The sequence below is a fragment of the Bacillus sp. JJ1609 genome, from assembly GCF_036967045.1.
Taxonomy (GTDB): Bacteria; Bacillota; Bacilli; order Bacillales; family Cytobacillaceae; genus Mesobacillus.
Map to the genome: position 1 here is coordinate 1 of NZ_JBALSS010000040.1, position 18911 is coordinate 18911.

The 18911-nt window shown below is 42.3% G+C and carries 13 protein-coding genes; 9 read left to right on the forward strand and 4 right to left on the reverse strand.

The features are described 5' to 3' along the window. The first annotated feature begins 145 nt into the window (after positions 1-145). The 4 genes from V7654_RS22225 (at position 146) to V7654_RS22240 (ending at position 6887) form a co-directional block, all read left to right on the forward strand. Entirely contained in the window at positions 146-1588 is a 1443-nt protein-coding gene (locus V7654_RS22225) for an MBOAT family O-acyltransferase (protein ID WP_335433023.1), read from the forward strand. A gap of 20 nt (positions 1589-1608) precedes the next feature. Next, positions 1609-2688, forward strand: a complete 1080-nt coding sequence (locus tag V7654_RS22230; RefSeq protein ID WP_335433024.1) for a hypothetical protein — start codon at positions 1609-1611, stop codon at positions 2686-2688. 57 nt (positions 2689-2745) lie between these two features. Then, positions 2746-3159, forward strand: a complete 414-nt coding sequence (locus V7654_RS22235) for a VOC family protein (protein WP_335433025.1) — start codon at positions 2746-2748, stop codon at positions 3157-3159. Between the two features lie 176 nt (positions 3160-3335). Then, positions 3336-6887 (forward strand): S8 family peptidase, encoded by a 3552-nt coding sequence (locus tag V7654_RS22240; protein WP_335433026.1) that lies wholly within the window; start codon positions 3336-3338, stop codon positions 6885-6887. Positions 6888-7506: 619 nt separating this feature from the next. On the opposite strand, the gene V7654_RS22245 is transcribed toward V7654_RS22240, so the two are convergent. Continuing rightward, positions 7507-8409 carry an accessory Sec system S-layer assembly protein gene (locus V7654_RS22245; RefSeq protein ID WP_335433027.1) on the reverse strand — a complete coding sequence of 301 codons (903 nt, stop codon included), beginning with the start codon at positions 8407-8409 and terminating at the stop codon, positions 7507-7509. Between the two features lie 13 nt (positions 8410-8422). Beyond that, positions 8423-10780, reverse strand: coding sequence for an accessory Sec system translocase SecA2 (gene secA2 / locus V7654_RS22250; protein ID WP_335433028.1), 2358 nt, complete (start codon positions 10778-10780; stop codon positions 8423-8425). Positions 10781-11246: 466 nt separating this feature from the next. On the opposite strand from secA2, the gene V7654_RS22255 reads away from it, so the two are divergent. After that, a complete protein-coding gene (locus V7654_RS22255; protein ID WP_335433029.1) occupies positions 11247-12302 on the forward strand; it encodes a glycosyltransferase family 4 protein in 1056 nt (351 codons plus the stop codon). A gap of 700 nt (positions 12303-13002) precedes the next feature. Here V7654_RS22255 and V7654_RS22260 read toward each other — a convergent pair. Continuing rightward, positions 13003-14073 (reverse strand): LCP family protein, encoded by a 1071-nt coding sequence (locus V7654_RS22260; protein WP_335433030.1) that lies wholly within the window; start codon positions 14071-14073, stop codon positions 13003-13005. A gap of 119 nt (positions 14074-14192) precedes the next feature. Continuing rightward, on the reverse strand, positions 14193-14831 hold the full coding sequence (locus V7654_RS22265) for a YigZ family protein (RefSeq protein WP_335433031.1): 639 nt from the start codon (positions 14829-14831) through the stop codon (positions 14193-14195). 420 nt (positions 14832-15251) lie between these two features. On the opposite strand from V7654_RS22265, the gene V7654_RS22270 reads away from it, so the two are divergent. From V7654_RS22270 to V7654_RS22285, 4 genes are all read left to right on the forward strand, one after another. Beyond that, positions 15252-16394 (forward strand): sensor histidine kinase, encoded by a 1143-nt coding sequence (locus V7654_RS22270; protein ID WP_335433032.1) that lies wholly within the window; start codon positions 15252-15254, stop codon positions 16392-16394. Between the two features lie 79 nt (positions 16395-16473). Then, positions 16474-17157 (forward strand): response regulator transcription factor, encoded by a 684-nt coding sequence (locus tag V7654_RS22275; protein WP_335433033.1) that lies wholly within the window; start codon positions 16474-16476, stop codon positions 17155-17157. Positions 17158-17350: 193 nt separating this feature from the next. After that, the gene (gene sda / locus V7654_RS22280) at positions 17351-17512 is read left to right on the forward strand and encodes a sporulation histidine kinase inhibitor Sda (protein ID WP_335433034.1); all 162 of its coding nucleotides are present in this window, start codon (positions 17351-17353) and stop codon (positions 17510-17512) included. Between the two features lie 336 nt (positions 17513-17848). Beyond that, the gene (locus V7654_RS22285; RefSeq protein WP_335433035.1) at positions 17849-18688 is read left to right on the forward strand and encodes a DegV family protein; all 840 of its coding nucleotides are present in this window, start codon (positions 17849-17851) and stop codon (positions 18686-18688) included. Positions 18689-18911 lie beyond the last annotated feature (223 nt).

The following is an 18911-nucleotide window of genomic DNA, read 5'->3' on the forward strand; positions in this document are numbered from 1 at the left end:
CGGGGGTCAGACCCCCAATACTTAACCGCGTCACAGCGTTACCTTGTCGACTTCCTTGATTCTCCATTTTCTATGCTGTAATGACATTGTTCGCTAAATTATGTATAATTGTGCAGTAAATAATTTTAATGAGGGTGCGTGTAAAGTGTTATTTAATTCGTATGAATTTATTTTCTTTTATCTGCCTATAACATTTATTTTATATTTTGCTCTGCATCACGCTGGGAAAACGAATGCTGCCAAGGTGTTTCTTGGTTTGGCTTCTTTGGCTTTTTACAGCTGGTGGAATCTTAATTATCTTCCATTAATATTAATGTCGATTGCCATTAACTATACCTTCGGATTTTATTTAACGAAAGTGGAAAATCCGAAGAGCCGGAAGTGGCTGTTAACAGCGGGTATTGTATTTAATGTGGGCTTGTTGGGATATTACAAATATACAGATTTCTTTTTATCAACCGTTAATTCCCTTTTTGAAAAAAACATGCCGCTCCTTCAGTTGGCATTGCCGCTTGCGATCAGCTTTTTTACCTTCCAGCAGATTTCCTATCTCGTAGATATCTACCGCCGGGAAATAGAAAGTTACAAGATTCATGATTACGTTTTGATTGTTACCTTTTTCCCTCACCTTATTGCGGGTCCGATTATCTATTATAAGGAAATTATGCAGGAATTGCATAAAGGCAATTATAGAATCAATATGAAAAATATTGCCCTTGGCCTGTTCATCTTTGGTATAGGATTGTTTAAGAAAGTGATGATTGCAGATACCTTCTCGGTTTGGGCAAATCAAGGTTACAACAACGCCTTCGACTTAAACATTGTCGAAGCATGGATTGCCTCCTTGTCGTATACTTTCCAGCTGTACTTCGATTTCAGCGGGTATTGCGATATGGCTGTTGGGGCAGCACTATTGTTCAACATCAAGCTTCCAATGAACTTTAATTCGCCTTATAAAGCACTTAATATTCAGGATTTCTGGCGCCGCTGGCATATTACGCTCGGCCGCTTTTTGACACAGTATCTATACATCCCATTAGGTGGAAGCAGAATCGGTCCATCAAGGACATATATCAATCTCATGATTATTTTCTTGGTCAGCGGCTTCTGGCATGGCGCAGGCTGGACCTTCATTATTTGGGGCTTCCTGCATGGGTTTGCATCTGTGATTTACCGCTGGTGGAGCCTTCGCGGCTACTCAATGCCTAAGTGGCTTGCCTGGTTCATAACCTTCCAGTTCGTCAACGCTGCATGGGTATTGTTCAGGGCTGAAACAATCCCTCAAGCCATTGCGATCCTGAAATCTATGATCGGTTTGGGGGATATCGAGCTGCCGACGAGAGTCGCTAGAGTATTGGAGCCGATTTTCAACGTCAACCTATTGCCGGAAGGTCCGATGTTATATACATCAACAAGCGTTTTAATCATTGTCTTAGGCTTAATCATAGCCACAACCCGGAAAAATTCATTCGAAATGCTTGACCGTTTCAAACCAACGAACTTAAACATGATTTTTATCGTGTTAATTTCAATCGTATCCATTTTACAGCTCGGTAAAGTCTCCGAGTTCCTGTATTTCAACTTTTAATTTTAAAAGGAGTTCTGCAAGTGGAGCCTATTTATAAGAAATTTGTTCTTAAGTTTTTCATCGTCTTCGCAGCAGTGCTTGTCCTCATTGCGGGGTTCGTGTATATGAGCGATCCTTATGTTTACTACCATAAGGGGGGCATCTACAAGCGGACATTCACGAAAAACTTTAATATGCGCTACCAAATTCCAGGAATGATCAGGAATCTGGAATTCGAAACGATTTTTGTCGGCACATCAATGGGCCATAATTTTAAAGAGGAAAAAATAGATGAAAGCTACAATACTAAATCTTATAATGCAACCATTTCTGGTTCCTCAGCAAGGGAGCAAAGAAAGGCTGTTGAACTTGCGATCAAATCGCATAATATAAAGCATGTATTCTGGGAAATCAATTATGATTCACTGGCGGGCGAAGCTGATCGTGTCGATGCGACTTTTCCAGAATTTCTCTACGACCGAAACATCGCCAACGATCTTCCATATTTGCTTAGCTATGATGCGATTAAAAAGATTGATTACCAGATGAAGAATCAGCATCTGGTAAACCCCAATGCCGATCCCTATACTTTTTATAAGTTTGGTGAGAAGCGACAACCCTTAACGGTTGAGAAATTGAAAAAAGAATTAGAAGGAGTAGAACCTCCTCCTTCAGAAGCCCACAAGTTAGATGTGTATATGAATAGTTTCAAGGCTAATATGCTTAAAATGGTCGAGGACAATCCGGATACAGAGTTTACCTTCTTCTATACCCCATATCCGATTGCAAGGCATATGAGCATCCAGTTTAAAAAGCCTGAAATTAACGAGGATCGCCTTCAGACAAAACTAGAGATTTTTAAAGAATTGAAGAACCACAAGAACACTGAAGTCTATGATTTCCAAGATAATGCAGAGATTACATTTAACGTTGGTCATTACATGGATCGTTCCCATTACTTCCCTTATATAAACGACCAGCTGCTGGAAGAAATGGCAACAACCAAGCCAATCCAGTCGGAAAAAGAATATAAGGAAAAAGTAGAGAGATTCTCAGCTCAGCTCAAGAATTTCTCGTACGATCAGTTAAAAGAAAAACCGCTGACCGCGAGCAAAAACTAGTAAAATGGCTGCCAGAAACTGGCGGCCATTTTTGATAAAAAAATAGGAGCAACTCCAATGAAACCAGAAATTCGAATCTCTTCCATAACTCTTCCTGTTGCGAACCTGGCAAAATCGATCGCTTTTTACGAAGTCATAGGACTGCCAATTCCGCTAGGCCTTCATCCAAAAGACCATATTGTAATTGAGCTCCAAAATAACCTGGACATCGTGCTCCAACAGATTCCCCAGCTTGAGAATACTCTACTTAAATCTTCCGGAATCACACTAAATATCATCGTTGATCAAAACGAAGACGTGGACGCAATCATCGAAAGTGCCGTGGAACATGGCGGTGAATACATACAACATATTCAAAAGGAAGAATATGACGGAATCTACACCAAATATTTTAAAGATCCAGATGGACATATTTGGGAGGTTAGCAGTTACTACAAATATAATCTAAAGCTAGAATGGGCTTACGATTGAGTTGCTGATTCATTCCTCGAACGCCCCCCACCCACCAAAAACCCTGAAATTTCTACATTATCATTGTCGTCTGTTGCTAGAATTACGGTCATGTTATTAGTTGTAAAAATCTTCTAAAAAAAGTAGTATATAAATTGGATATGTATTCCAATGGGAGAAAGACAGGGGGAGAGAACGTGGGGAAATGGAAGAAGAACCTCGTTTCGATTGGTGTAAGTGCTAGCCTGGTTGCAGGCACGGCGTTCGTGCCAGGAGGGGCAGTATTTGCAAAAACGACAGCTGGAAAGCATGTGGGGATATCCGCGGTTTCAGTCAATTCACCATTGCTTCAGCAAAAGATGGATCAGAAAAAGTCACCGCTAAGTGAAGATACTTTGGTCATCAAGTACCAGAAGCCTCTGACAGCTTCAGAGCATAAGAGATTGGGAGGAACTCTGGTTCGTCAGGTCTCAGGATTGAATTACGCTGTGGTAAAAGTGAAGGACAAGCAGAACCTGCATAACGTCATTTCAAAGTACCAGCAGCTTGATAAAGTTGTTTCCGTCACTCCATCTGTCTTATATCAGCAGCTAGGCTTCAGCGATCCGAAGGCGGGAGAGCAGTACCATCTGACACAGCTGCAAATCGCCAAGGCTCAACAGCTTGCTGGCAAAAATAAAGTGAAGGTTGCCGTAATTGACACAGGCATTGACCGCAATCACCCTGATTTAAAAGGCAAGATTCTATCTAGCAAAAACATTGTCAATCCGATCAGTCCAGGAATCGCGGATTCGCATGGCACACACGTAGCTGGAATCATCGCGGCTAAAAAAGATAATGGAATCGGAGGCTATGGGGTTTCAACTGATGCCGATATCCTTTCCATCGATGTATTTGACCGAGGCTGGGGAGCGAGCGACTACGCAATCGCCGAGGGTATCCTTGAAGCAGTGAGAAGCGGTGCAAAGGTCATCAATATGAGTCTGGGCGGACCAATGCCATCACCAGTCATTGAGGAAGCTGTCAAGCAGGCGGTTGCCAAAAACGTTGTGATCGTAGCGGCAGCTGGAAACGATGCCAGCGACTGGACAAACTATCCGGCAGGCTATGAGGGCGTCATCAGCGTCGGCTCTACCAATAAATATAAGAAATTATCAAGCTACTCTTCCTATGGACCATCGGTTGATATCGTTGCTCCAGGAGAAGATGTATACAGCACGATCTATGAACCTGAGAAGCTATCAAGCTTCCGTAAAATGAGCGGCACGTCCATGGCCTCGCCGGTCGTTGCCGGAGCAGCTGCATTGCTGCTATCGAAATATCCAAGTCTTACACCTGCACAGGTTGAGTACATACTCGAGCACAGTGCGGACGACCTCGGCGATAAAGGCTTTGACGTTAAATTTGGCAACGGTCTAGTGAATCCTGTCAAAGCACTTCAATTTGACCTGAAGAAATTGCCGGCGCTGGTCAAAAAGAAGCTGACGGAAAAAGAGATATTTGCAAGCGCCAAATCTGTGAAAGTGGATAAGCAGGCTTTATTTACAGATGCCATTACCAAGCCTTCTGAGGAAAAATGGATCAAGTTCAGCGTTAAAAAGGGAGACAATATCCAGGCTGTTTTATCCGGATCCTCTAAATACGATTACAAAATGATGATGCGCTTCACTTCTGCGAGCACAAAACGAATTCACGAAATCAATAAAGTCCGTGAAGGCAAGGCAGAAGGCAAGCTATTCACCGCACCTGCCGACGGTGTGCTGGCAATTGGCGTTAAAGATGTAAATGCCAACTATGACGACTCTGCAAAAAAGCTATCGAAATATACGCTTCAGGTCAATAAAATGACTGGTTACTTAACTGATGATTCCGACCTGGAAAATCCGGTCGCAATCGAAGCACTTCCTTTTAGCACGGACGAACATCCGCTGACTTTTACAGGCAGAGACGGCAGTGATGATGATTACTTCACCTTCTCTGTAGAAGAAAGCCAGCTCGTAAAGCTTGAAGTCAGTGCGGTTCCGGGTGCGAACTCGGCAGTCAGCGTTTACCCTGCGGAAATGCTAATGCCGGTTGGAGGGGAAATGCCAGAAGGTGAAGGAATGCCAGAAGGTGAAGACCCGGCAAAAGGAGAATATCAAGCTGCCCATGAGGGTGACCATAGCGAAGAAATCGAGCCGATGTATTATTCCAATAACGGCGGAACAAGTGAAGGCGAAACACTGACCTTTACAGCGGAGCCAGGAATGACTTACGCAGTAAAAGTAACGAATAAACCAAGCAATTACTATGGAATGTATGAGTTCTTCTATGGCTTTGATATGTTCATGGATACAAGTAAGCCAGAAAGCTCGCTGGTTCCATACATGTTCAGCATTACTGGAAAAGTAATGCCGGCAGACGAAGACAATCTGCCTTACATGGAAGAAGAGCCAATGCCGGAAGAAGGTATGGAGGAATACGCAGAAGGGAAGCTTGAACAGCAGAGGATTAAAATTGCTTCTTCCTATAAAGCAGCCCATGAAGAGAATCCTGAGCTGGAATACATGACGATGGTTCAGGAAAACGCACGTCCTTACTCCATCGGCAAGCGTGCTGACGGCTACTTAGCTACTTTCGAAGATGAAGACTGGTTCGCACTCAGCCCGCAGGAAACAGGGGTTTACGAATTTACGATCAGCAAGACTGGGAATTTGCCGTGGTTTGAAATTTATAAGCTTGAAACCGAGAAGAATGATGAAGGTGAAGAATTCACCTGGTTCAACTACATTGGCACAAATGTCACTTGGGATATGTACAGCAACGGCTTGGGGACAAAAGTATACACTGGCCTTAAAAAAGGTGAGAAGTACTTCATCAAACTCAACAACGATTATATGCAAAACCAGATCAGTTTCAATCCATATTCCTTTACCTCAAAGCTTGTCACGAAAAATGTAATGGATAAATACGAAGACAATGACAAACTCGAGAAGGTGAAAGACCTTCCAGGTTCAGTCGTCCAGGGCAACTTCGGCATGCCAAATGATCAGGACGTATTCTACTTCCAGGCTAAAGCAAGCCAGGTATACGGTGTAACGATTGAGCGCGGAGCACTGACGAAGGAACTGAGCAGGCTTCCGAAGGAAATCGTCAGCCCATTCTATGCTTTTGCCCAGATCATTGAAGACAAGAATAAGAACCGCAAGCTGGACGAATCTGAATACAATCTGGCACAGTTTATTGAAAAGGGTGTATACGGAGGCTATACTTTTGGTTCCTTCAAGGCTAAGAAAGGCAGCAATTACATCATCGTAGCTGCTGGCTGGCCGGAAAGCAGCACGCCGCTTACTTTAATGCCTTATAAGTTGACTGTCGCTGCAGCCAATGCGAAGGATGAGGATGCAGGCAACAAGGTGGCGAACAACAAAGCTTCCAATCCTGTAAAAATGAAGAAGCTCACTGCGAGCACATGGGAATCAACAGGCAATTTCAATTCAGGATTGTCATTCGGCGATGAGGATTGGTACACATTCACACTTGATCGCAACGCATCCGGCGTTATCAAGCTGGAAGGCTCCATTGAAACCGATGGCACGATAGAGCTCTATCAGAATGGAAAACTGATTTCATCAGCTGACTTCTATCCAGAAGGTGATGCAGAAGTCCTATCAGCTTCCCTGAAAAAAGGAACCTACCAAGTCAAGATTACAGACTTCCACCGAAGCTCTTCAATCAAACCTTACAAGTTGAAAGTATACATGAAGTAAGATACTGTAAAATGGGAGAGTCCTTGGTACTCTCCTGTTTTTTCTGATTGGAAAAAACATAATCAGGAAGACTCAATAAATATCCAAAAAATACAAAAGATTCCCCCAATTTTGAAAAGATATCCTTGAAAGGGAAGATTTAAAATAACTGCTTAAATATGACAACTTTTCTTATTTTATCCTTGTATAAAGATGCCAACGTGGTAAAATAGGAGTGTAGCACAATTCCTGTTTTGAATTTTTTTTAAATGTGCAAGGGTTGGTTATGGCCGATGGAGAGTACCTGTCAAAAGCAGGTACTCTTCGTTTTTTTTTATGCTGTTCCGTTACAATAATCGCTCTTTTAAACTGGGACTGTTGATTTCCGCTCCAGTCGAGTGCCCTCCGCTCCAATCAACAGGGCTAATAAATCAAGATTGACCTTTAACACAGCCAAAAAGTAAAAAATCCAATCTCATTGACCCAAGTATCGATTCCTAAACAAAAAAATAGATATCCCAGAAATTAATACTTAGTAATAAAAAGACAAAAAATCCGGGTCTCAAAATAATGAGAACCCCGGATTTTTCACTCTTTATATTTGATTGATCAGTCCAGCTAGTTTACCGAAACAACACAGTTACACCGGTTCCTTCTGCTCAACAACCTGTACCTTCCATCTCGAAAGGTCCGGATTTTCCGCAAGCACTAATTCTTTCGGGAAAATAAAGGTCCAAGGCTTGCTTGTGTTGGCTTTTACTTCAAACTGGTCTAAAGCGAATCCGCCTTTTGCCACTATTTGTCCAGCAGCATCCTCAACCTGCAGTGGCAGCTGATTGAGCTGGATATTCTTATCGTTTCCATTTCGGATCAGGATGGTGACACTTAAGCCGCCATTTTCATTTTTCCTCGCCTGCAAGCCGAGGAAATTCACTTCACCCGCTTTTGGGGAGCCAAGGGATTCGACCATCTGAATCAGCTTTTCTTTTTCCTCCACAGGAAGAGCGTTCTCCCATGAAGCATCCAGGTCAAGACGGTGCGGTGCTTTAATTTCGAATGCAAGCTTCCAGCCCTCGGAAGGGATTTCGGCGGAAAGAACATCGCTCAGATGGAAGTTGAAATGCCACGGCCTGCTGCTTTTTGCCGGAATTTCTCCGAGCTCAGCTAAATCGAATCTCTTGCGTGCCAGGTGTTCTCCGTTTGGTCCAATCAGCAGAATGGAAGATTCAGCGAGACGGATTCCCTTGGATACGCTATTGCGGACAAAGGCCGAAACAATTAATTGATCCTCTTCAGCTCGCAGCTCAATCCCCGAAAGCGACACCTGGTTTGGCTTCAAAGGAGGAAGTTCATTATTGAGGAAACGCAGTACATATTGAGTTTCCAATGGCACATTCATCGAAGGGTGAATGGATAGCTCTGTAAAGACTTCCTGCTCTTCAGCAACACCTTCATCATCCAATAGTTCTTTTGAAGGAAAAACAGTATCTTCGCCTTGTTTTTCAACTTTATCTTTTTTATTTTTTTTGAAAAAAGAAAACATATGCATTTCCCTCCTATTCCTGAGATTCAGATACAATCATGAGCTGTGCAGTCTGGATGCAAATCTCTTTGGAGATTTTATAATAGGCCATTTCAAATAGTTCGAGGCCTTCTTTTTGATAGAGTCGCATTGGATCTTCCTGCTGATAATGACGCATTCCGATACCTTCCTTAAGCCTGCTCATATTCTCTAAATGCCTGATCCAGTTGCGATCGATCACAAAGGTGTTCGATCCTTTTAGAGTGTCCTGAAGTTGAACATTGCTGCGGAAACCATCCACTTTTGCTTTAAATTCTGCTACGCGTTCAGAAGCAATTTGTGCAACATGCCTGCGGTCAAAATTCTCGTCCGGAAACTCCATTGTCGCACCAGGGAGGAATTGATCCAATTCAGCCTTAAGTTCCTTTAGTGGCCAATTCTCTGGAATTTCATCCTCAAGACAATAGTTATCTATTAAATTATCAACTGTTTTATCAACAAGTGGTAAGATAATCGATATCTGATCCTGCTCTTCCAATACTCGATTACGAAGTGTATAGATCACATTCCGCTGCTCATTGATGACGTCATCGAGCTTCAGATTGTACTCGCGCATCGAGAAGTTCGCTCCTTCAACAATTCGCTGAGTCCGGTTAACGATTTCGGTAATCTTCTTGTTTTGGATCACACCTGCTACATCTGTTTCAAGTGTCGGTTTCAGCTTCTCCAGATCTTCCTGGGCAAAGCGCCTGAACATGTCGTCCTCAATCGAAATGAGAAATTGGGAAGACCCGCGATCGCCCTGGCGTCCTGAACGCCCTTTCAGCTGATTGTCAACGCGTCTGCTTTCGTGCCTTTCCGTACCGATGACATGGAGGCCGCCTAATTCGGCAACGCCTTCACCGAGAAGGATGTCCGTACCGCGTCCAGCCATATTGGTGGCAATGGTGATCCTGCCGTGCTGACCTGCCTGGGAGATGAGCTGGACCTCTTGCTCCACTGTCTTTGCATTCAATAGCTGATACGAAAGGTTTTCCTTGTCAAGGTACTCGGCAACCTTTTCAGATTGCAGAATGGAAGTGGTCCCAATCAGGACTGGCTGCCCCTTAGCATGGCGTTCCTTGACCTCTTTTGTCACCGCTGTATACTTCTGTTCCTTAGTTTCAAAAACCAAATCAGCTAAATCCTCGCGAATGACAGGCTTATTTGTTGGGATTTGAATGACATCCATCCCGTACACCTGGCGGAATTCACTTTCTTCGGTTTTTGCAGTACCAGTCATACCGGACATCATGGGGTACATACGGAAATAGTTTTGAACTGTGATCGATGCCTGGGTTTTATTCTCGTCGGTAATCTCAACGCCTTCCTTTGCCTCCAAAGCCTGGTGCAGGCCGTCAGACATTGTGCGGCCCTCCATGATCCGGCCTGTGAACATATCGACAAGCATGATTTTGCCGTCCTTGACGATATAGTCAACATCACGTTCGAACATGACATGAGCCCGGACAGCCTGGATCACATAATGATAAAGCGTCTGGTGGTCAAGGTCATACAAGTTATCGACGCCAAAAGCTTTTTCTACCTTATTGATGCCAGTATCGGTCAAACTCGTTGCTTTTGTTTCTTCATCAAATGAATAATCAACGTCTTTTTCAAAACGCTTTGCCAGCCTTGCTGCAATTAAATGCAGGTCTGCGCTTGATTCCATTTTACCGGCGATGATCAATGGCGTTTTCGCTTCATCGATCAGTACACTGTCAATTTCATCGATAATTGCAAAGTGGTATGGACGCTGAACACGCTGGGCCACGCTCGCAACCATATTGTCACGCAGGTAATCAAAGCCGAATTCGGTTCCGATTCCATATGTAATATCCGCCTGGTAAGCAGCCTGTTTTTCATCCGCCTGCATCATCGGGATATTCAATCCGACTGTCAGGCCAAGAAATTCATGGATTCTGCCAATCTGATTGCGGTCACGTGCTGCCAGGTAATCATTGACAGTAATGACATGAACACCTTTGCCTTCAAGAGCCCTCAAGTAACTCGGCAGGGAGGCGACTAGCGTTTTTCCTTCACCGGTAGGCATTTCCGCGATATTTCTATCACTTAAAACAAGTCCGCCAATCAGCTGCACATCATAATGGCGCATGCCTAGAACGCGTTTCGAAGCTTCACGGACAACAGCAAATGCTTCGACCTTGATGTCATCTACCGTTTTTCCATTCGCCAGCTGTTCCTTAAAGTAAAGCGTTTTATTTTTAAGCTCATCATCAGAGAGTTTTTCAATCGCTGATTCTAATTGATTGATCTGCTCGACTAAATCCCTATATTTTTTTAGGCGTTTCTCATTCGAATCGCCAAATTTCTTCTTTAAAATCGACAGCATCCATTAACGCTCCCTTATCCAAATTCGTTTACTAGTATATCATTTATTTCCTTATAATAGTAGGTTTTGCCAGTGTGTCAAAATTTTCTATTAATCTAGGTAACCTTTTTGTAATATGCATCGTCTAAATAAAAGATTGAGCAAGATACCCACTAAATCATGCTGTTATATTCGAAAAGTATAGGAGGCAAAAATAGTTCTGGAGCAGCGTTTCTTTTTGGGCTGAAACGGGAAATAAATCTAGGACATTGGAGATATTTGTCGATATAATCATATATTAGGTGTTTCAGAGTTTCATTACTTATGCTATAATGCATTTTGTGGTAATCTGAGCAGTTGCTCAGGAAACCAAGCTTTGTAAATAATCGGCAGCCTTAGCCGACTGTTAATTAATAACGAAAAAGTCATCAATTAGATGTTCAAAATAGAGCCGCATTGGTTATGCTATTAATTAAGGAGGACCAACATGATTTATGTGACAATGTTCATTTGTTTTATTACCTCCATATTGATCACACCGCTTGTAAAAAAGTTCGCCATTAAAATTGGGGCAACTGATAAACCTAATCAACGAAAAGTCCATCAAAAGATTATGCCTCGTCTCGGAGGTTTAGCAATATACATTAGCTTCATCGTCGGTTTGCTGGTTCTTCAGCCAAGCAGTCAAAATCACTGGCCGCTTGTACTCGGCAGTTTCATTATTATTTTAACCGGAATCTTTGATGATCTATTCGAGCTTTCCGCTAAAATAAAACTTGGCGGCCAATTAGCAGCTGCAACCGTCGTTGTTGTCTGGGGAGACGTACTCGTTTCCTTCATTAACCTTCCATTTGGCGGAATGATCGAATTCGGTTACTTCAGCATTCCACTGACAATTCTGTGGATCGTAGGTATTACGAACGCCATCAACTTGATTGACGGTTTAGACGGATTGGCAGCAGGGGTTTCATCAATTGCATTAATCACAATCGCCTTCATGGCATTGATTATGGGTAACTTCTACGTAGTTGCAATCGCATCAGTATTGCTTGCAAGTACATTAGGATTCCTGTTCTACAATTTTCATCCGGCAAAAATCTTTATGGGTGACACTGGAGCCTTATTCCTCGGCTTCATCATCGCGGTACTTTCACTGCTAGGATTTAAAAACGTAACGGTCATTTCTTTAATCGTTCCTGTTATTATCCTCGGTGTACCGATTTCTGATACATTTTTTGCGATTATTCGCAGGTTCGTTAATAAAAAACCGTTATCCGCACCAGATAAATCACACTTGCACCATTGCTTGTTAAGACTTGGCTATTCACATCGCCAGACCGTCCTGATGATTTATGCGATGGCGGCAATGTTTGGCCTGACAGCGATCATCTTCTCACAGGCAAAAGTATGGGGATCCTTCGTAGTAGTAGGTATCCTGCTGATCCTCATCGAGATATTTGCAGAAAGCGTAGGGTTAATGGGCAAGGACCACCGTCCATTACTGAAATTCGTCAGACGTTACTCTACAGTTAAAAATCGATAAATGTTTCAAAGCTGCTCCAGGGGAATCTGGGGCAGCTTTTTTGTTTTGGGACACATCGTTAACACTTCCTGTTAGGTGTCCGAAATGGTGTTGAAGGACCTCAAAAGGGAACGTAGAAGGGTGTCAATGTTTCCAAATTTGTGAAGAAGAGCCCAAAAGGTATGTAATACACGACTTACGCTAAGGTTGTTTGCTGTGTTGTTTTAATAAGTTGATTTCCACTCCAGGATGGTCGCTTTTCCAGGAAGAATTATGAAAAAGCCCTCATAAACAAATTCTTCTAGCGGCGGGCGGTGAGCCTCCTCGGCGTTTTAGCGCCTCTGGGGGAAAATGATCCTCCTTGTGGAACATTTCTACCTGGGTCTAACCTGTCCCGCTGCTCACAGAGGACACTGAATAGCTTCAACGAATCTGCCCACTCACGATGGAAGATGGAAATGCGTTAGCGTTTTCCGAGGAGTCTGGCGCCTTCCGTTCTAATCAACTTGTTTTGCTTTGGAATATCTTTTAGAAAACAATCATGCATAATTAGATTTGCTGTAAAAAATGCCGCTCATCAAAACTGCATCATGTAACCAAAAATGCTCCAGATCTTGCAAATAACTCATTTTCTCTTTTGTTGATTATGTAAAAAAACGAATCCCGCTCAATAAGCAAAATAAAAAAGGACAGCCATTAAGCTGTCCCGTTTCATAAATAATTATTCTTCATCCGTATAAATATACTCCGAATCTTCTTCCTCAACATCCGAAAGGTCCTGATCTGCATCCTTCTCAGCGATCTTGTTCACATCGCTTGCGCTGGAAACCTTTAAGTGAGTCTTAAGATTGAGGATCGTTTGCTGCAGTGCTTCTTCATCAAGCTGGTAATAATACACGCCATCGATCATGGCATCTGAGCCTTCAAGTGACATGGTTTCGACATTCAACTTAGAACCGGCTGTAGCATAATCAACCAAAGCTTTCATTTCACTGAATGATAAGTCTGTCTGCATATTATCGCCGACAGCTTCCATTACATCTGAGTACTTCGTGATTGATTTGGCTGAGGCAGCCTTTGTCATGATTGCTTTTAAAATTTCTTGCTGTCTTTTGCCTCGATAGATATCGCTGTCTTGCTTACGCGTTCTTGCCAATGCGAGCGCTTCTTCACCGTCAAGCGTTTGAACGCCTGGCTTTAAGTAAATCGCACCGCTTTTATCCCTTGAGTCTTTTTCATGCAGCTCGTAAGGAACATCGACTTCGATGCCATCCAACGCATCAACGACATCGATGAATGCTTCAAAGTTCATTTGAACATAATAATCTACAGGGACATCCAGGAAGTTTTCCACTGTTTCAATTGTAGATGTGATTCCGCCCTTGCCGTAGGCGTGGTTGATTTTATCTTCATAGTCTTTGCTCGGGATATACACGAGTGAATCACGTGGGATGCTAAGCAGCTTGATGGATTTTTCTTTTTCATTCAATGTTGCCAGCATCAGGGCATCGGTTCTCGATGCTGATTTAAAATCACGTGCCTCGCTGTCATCGATGCCGACAAACAGGATCGAAATATTATCAATATCAGGATTCACTTGTTTATCACGCTTATCGGACTGACGGTCCAGCGGTTTATAAGAATCGTCAATGACGGATTGTGCTTTATTATATAAAAATGCTCCATAGCCACCAGCAGTAAGGACAGTAAAGAATACAACGAACATGAGTACAGCAGCAATTTTTCTTCGCTTTTTTCGCTTTTTCTGAAGTGAACGTCTTTCAACAGACATATATGAGCTCCTTTTTTGTAAAAATAAGACGAATATTTTTGAAAGCCAAATTTAATTCTACAATTTTTACTGTGTTTCGTAAAATGAATTTTTTATTACTAAGTATTTCAATCATTAATTCACCTGGTAACCTGCTCCTCTAAATACCGCATTTCGCCTTCGCGCAGGTCACATTGGCCGCTTGTCATCTCGACCATCCATTCCTTAAATGCCTCAGTCTGTGCTTCTTCGACAAATGTTTCTATTTCGACCTTATCAAGGTAATGTATTTCTTTTAGCTGAAAAACAGAAGATCTCAGTTCATTCTCGATTTTTCCGAGCCAGGTGTAGTCAATCGTAGTATGCATGATGCGCATCAGCTTCCGTTCGACCATCCCCGTGGCTGCAAGTCCTTCTGATGTGGCTTTTCCGTAAGCGCGGATCAGTCCGCCTGCACCCAATTTGATCCCGCCAAAGTAACGCGTGATGACAACAACTGTATCCTTTAAGTGTTTCTTCTTTAACACCTCAAGAATCGGAACGCCGGCCGTGCCGCTCGGCTCTCCATCATCATTTGCCTTTTGGATCAGGTCATTCTCGCCGATTAGGTATGCGGAGCAATTGTGCGTCGCATTCCAATGCTTTTTCTTGATTGACTGGATGAATTCCTGGGCTTCCTCCTCAGTTTCCACCCTATCTATATATGCAATGAACCGGGACTTCTGAATCTCGATTTCATTTTCACCATAACCTTTTACAGTAAAATAGCTTGGCAGCAATTGGCCCGCTCCTCTTTATTAAAAATTTCCCAATAGACTTTATGTGCTTTTGGGCGCAGTGCTTATATTCGTTAATGGCAATTAGTGCTACAATCATTATAAGTTTACCAGAATCATGGGACAATCGATGTCTTATGATTGTAATATAACTTTAATACTGTAAATGTGTTTGAATGTTATAATAGTGAGTGGTCATACCAGGGTAAATAGAGTTCTTTAAACGTTTTTGGAAAAATGTTTTTATTTTAAAAATGGAGTTTAACTCTTAAAATAATAGGATATAAGACTTAGAATGAAAAATCAATCCTATGTCTTTCTGACGATTTTTGAAGAGATTGGCATGATTTTCTTGTTGAAAATAGTAACGAATCGTGTTTCACGCTAAAATATCTTTAGTGCCACCCTTGGGGGAGTTTTTTAATGGCGATTAAAATGTTTGATACAAAAGCACTCGATCTTATTCTAGAAAAAATGATTGAAACAGTTGGAGAAAGTAAAGACGAAATTTTCCGAATCGCTGAAGAATGCCGCTCGGATTATGAATCTATTACAAATGAATTAAGAGAAATTAAGAGGAAGGTTGCCCAAATTATCAATGAAGGCGATCATTTAGATTCCCAGGTTAGAGCAGCTAGAAAGCATCTTTCCGAAGTGAGTAAGCATTTTAAAGATTACACAGAAGTTCAGGTACGTGAGTCATATGAAGTCGCCCATAAGCTGCAGATGGACTTGACCTTAAACAGGCAGACAGAGAAACAGCTCAGGGAAAAACGGGATGATCTCGAACGTAGGCTTCTTGGCTTAAATGAAACGATTGAACGGGCGGAGCATCTCGTTTCTCAAATCAGTGTCGTCATGAATTATTTGATGAGCGATATAAGGCAAATGGGTGAAGCACTTGAAACGGCAAAACAGAAACAGGATTTTGGCCTGAAAATCATTGAAGCCCAAGAGGATGAGCGAAAAAGACTATCTCGAGAAATCCATGATGGACCGGCACAGATGCTGGCGAATGTCATGATGCGCTCTGACCTGATCGAAAAAATCTATAAAGAGCGAAGCGCCAGCGAGGCGATCAGTGAAATAAGAAACATGAAAAAAATGGTGCGATCCGCGCTATATGAGGTCCGAAGAATCATTTATGATTTAAGGCCAATGGCTCTTGACGATTTAGGCCTAGTTCCTACCCTCAAAAAATATTTACAGACAATCGAAGAGTATCATAAGACAACTAGAATCCAATTCACTAATATGGGTGATGATAGAAGACTTCCTGCAAAGTATGAAGTTGCGCTTTTCCGGATGATCCAGGAATCTGTACAAAATGCGTTAAAGCACGCAAATGGAGCTTTGATTCAGGTGAAGCTGGAATTGAAGACGGATCATGTGATGGTAGTCATAAAGGACGATGGCCAAGGCTTTGATACCAATGATAAGAAACCGGAGTCATTCGGAATATTGGGTATCAGGGAAAGGGTCGAACTCCTAGAAGGAGAGCTGAACATCCATTCCAAAATTGGAACAGGAACTTTAGTCATTATCCAGGTTCCGCTGAATCTATAAAAAGGTTTTACATCGATTGCAGCATTGCTGCCAGCCAAGATCAAAAAATAGAGATAGATGCCATTGGGGAGGCGAAAGTATGACAACGAAGATTGTTATTATTGACGATCATCAACTTTTCAGAGAAGGGGTTAAAAGAATTCTTGATTTTGAATCATCATTTGAGGTTGTAGCAGAAGGTGATGATGGAAGCGAAGCGATTGAGCTTGTTGACCAGTATCAGCCTGATGTTATCATTATGGATATCAATATGCCGACTACAAATGGTGTAGAGGCCACTGGGCAGCTGATTCAAAAAAACCCAGATGCGAAGGTCATCATCCTATCAATTCACGATGATGAAAACTATGTTACACATGCTCTAAGAACAGGCGCAACCGGCTATCTCTTAAAAGAAATGGATGCCGATGCACTAATCGAGGCAGTAAAGGTAGTGGCAGATGGCGGATCGTACCTTCACCCGCGCGTCACGCATAACCTTGTAAAAGAATATCGCCGTCTCTCAGCCGATGAGAACGGATCAGACAAGTACATATCCAAGGTGGAAATCCGCCGTCCGTTACACTTACTGACACGCCGTGAATGCGAAGTCCTTCAGCTCCTTGCTGATGGAAAAAGCAACCGTGGCATCGGTGAAGCATTATTCATCAGTGAAAAAACGGTTAAAAACCACGTCAGCAACATCCTGCAAAAAATGAATGTCAACGACCGTACTCAAGCAGTAGTCGTTGCTATTAAAAACGGCTGGGTTGAAGTACGATAGATGAAAGTTTCTCTCAGAAATTAGAAATTAACGCCGTTTTAAAAGAATACCAACCCAAAAAACCACAATTGTCGTAATGACAATTGTGGTTTTTTGTCGAAATTGCGATATTATTGTTGGAAAAAAACGACAGAAAACTTGTCAGACATCTAACATAATCCGCTATAATTAGGGAAACATAACGAACGAAGGGGTGATCATTATATCTTCTCTATGGGAACTGACAGATGAAAAATTGCTAGAAGCATACCAGAAAGCTGCTTTATTGAAGCTTGATGATACCTTTATTGAAATGCTTATTGAGGAAATTGACAGCAGGGGACTGGAACATACGACGAGCTTTTACGTTTCTTAGTATTGCTACGCTGCGCAATCGGTTGCCAGCGTTTTTTTTTATTTGGGGGGGCTAATCGTTATAAAATGGCTCATTAGAACAATTCAAGAGTAAGAGAGTCAGGCGAATGGTTATAAGAAGGATCATACGAATAATTAAAGAATGAAGAAAGTTAATTGTAATTGATAAGAACTAAATGCATAATGACCTAGGGTTTGAGAAGTGACGGCAAGACTCTTATATTAAATTTCGATGAACTTACGAAAAGAACCATCCGAAAGAATGCATTTTATCAGATGTTCATATAAAATGGGGATTGTACATACGTTGAGAAAAACTTAAGGATGGTATTTTTTTATGAAGACTGCAGTTGTCACGGATAGTACGGCGTACATCCCGAAGGAATTGCGAGAGAAATGGAATATCCACATGATTCCGTTAAGCGTGATTTTTAGTAATGAAACGTATCGAGAAGAAATAGATATCAGCGCAGAAGCGTTTTATGAGGAAGTAAAGAATCGAGATTTGCCGACAACGTCACAGCCACCGATTGGCGAGTTCGTCGAGCTTTTTGAAAAATTATCAAAGGACTATGATGAAGTTGTCAGCATCCATCTGTCGAGCGGGATTAGCGGCACCTATCAGGGAGCGATCTCCGCGGGCACGATGGTCGATGGAATAAAAGTATATGCCTTTGATTCAGAAGTCAGTGCGATGGTTCAAGGTTTCTATGCTTTAGAAGCCGCTGAGATGGCTAAGCAAGGGAAAAGCGGTGAAGAAATTATCGGCAGGCTGGAAGAAATAAAGCAATCTTCTAAGGCGTACTTCATGGTGGACGACTTAAGCCACCTTCAGCGAGGCGGCCGCTTATCAAGCGCGCAGGCATTTATCGGAAGCTTGCTGCAGGTAAAGCCGTTACTGCACTTTGACGACAAGATGATTGTACCATTTGAAAAAGTGCGTACACGCAAGAAAGCATTGAACCGGGTTGTTGAACTACTTGCGGAAGATGCTGCAAGCGGTGAATCTTACAGAGCGGTAGTCATTCACGCTAATCGTGAAGTTGAAGCAATCGAGTGGAGAATCGAGCTTGAAACGCGGTTTCCAAACGTTGAGTTCATGATAAGCTACTTTGGCCCCGTGATTGGCACCCATTTAGGGGAAGGTTCAATGGGCATGGGCTGGTATAAAAAATAATGCAGGAACAGAGCTTACAACATTAGATTTTGCGCCATTTCCAGAACGTTTATTTGGAATGGCGTTTTTTTTTCATCCCACACTCATCCGAAATTTAACCTTCTGATATACTAATCCACAGAATAATCCTAGTTATCAACAAAATCACCCACTTACTAACAGATGTTTCGAGTCTGAAATAAACTTATCCCCAGCAGTAACCGCTAACATTCTCTTTTTCTCC

What these genes read in the sequence shown, in the direction of transcription:
- V7654_RS22275 (WP_335433033.1), top strand. Translation starts at nt 16,474, where the DNA reads ATGACAACGAAGATTGTTATTATTGACGATCATCAACTTTTCAGAGAA.
- V7654_RS22235 (WP_335433025.1), top strand. Translation starts at nt 2,746, where the DNA reads ATGAAACCAGAAATTCGAATCTCTTCCATAACTCTTCCTGTTGCGAAC.
- secA2 (WP_335433028.1), bottom strand. Translation starts at nt 10,780, where the DNA reads ATGCTGTCGATTTTAAAGAAGAAATTTGGCGATTCGAATGAGAAACGC.
- V7654_RS22245 (WP_335433027.1), bottom strand. Translation starts at nt 8,409, where the DNA reads ATGTTTTCTTTTTTCAAAAAAAATAAAAAAGATAAAGTTGAAAAACAA.
- V7654_RS22255 (WP_335433029.1), top strand. Translation starts at nt 11,247, where the DNA reads ATGATTTATGTGACAATGTTCATTTGTTTTATTACCTCCATATTGATC.
- V7654_RS22260 (WP_335433030.1), bottom strand. Translation starts at nt 14,073, where the DNA reads ATGTCTGTTGAAAGACGTTCACTTCAGAAAAAGCGAAAAAAGCGAAGA.
- V7654_RS22285 (WP_335433035.1), top strand. Translation starts at nt 17,849, where the DNA reads ATGAAGACTGCAGTTGTCACGGATAGTACGGCGTACATCCCGAAGGAA.
- V7654_RS22270 (WP_335433032.1), top strand. Translation starts at nt 15,252, where the DNA reads ATGGCGATTAAAATGTTTGATACAAAAGCACTCGATCTTATTCTAGAA.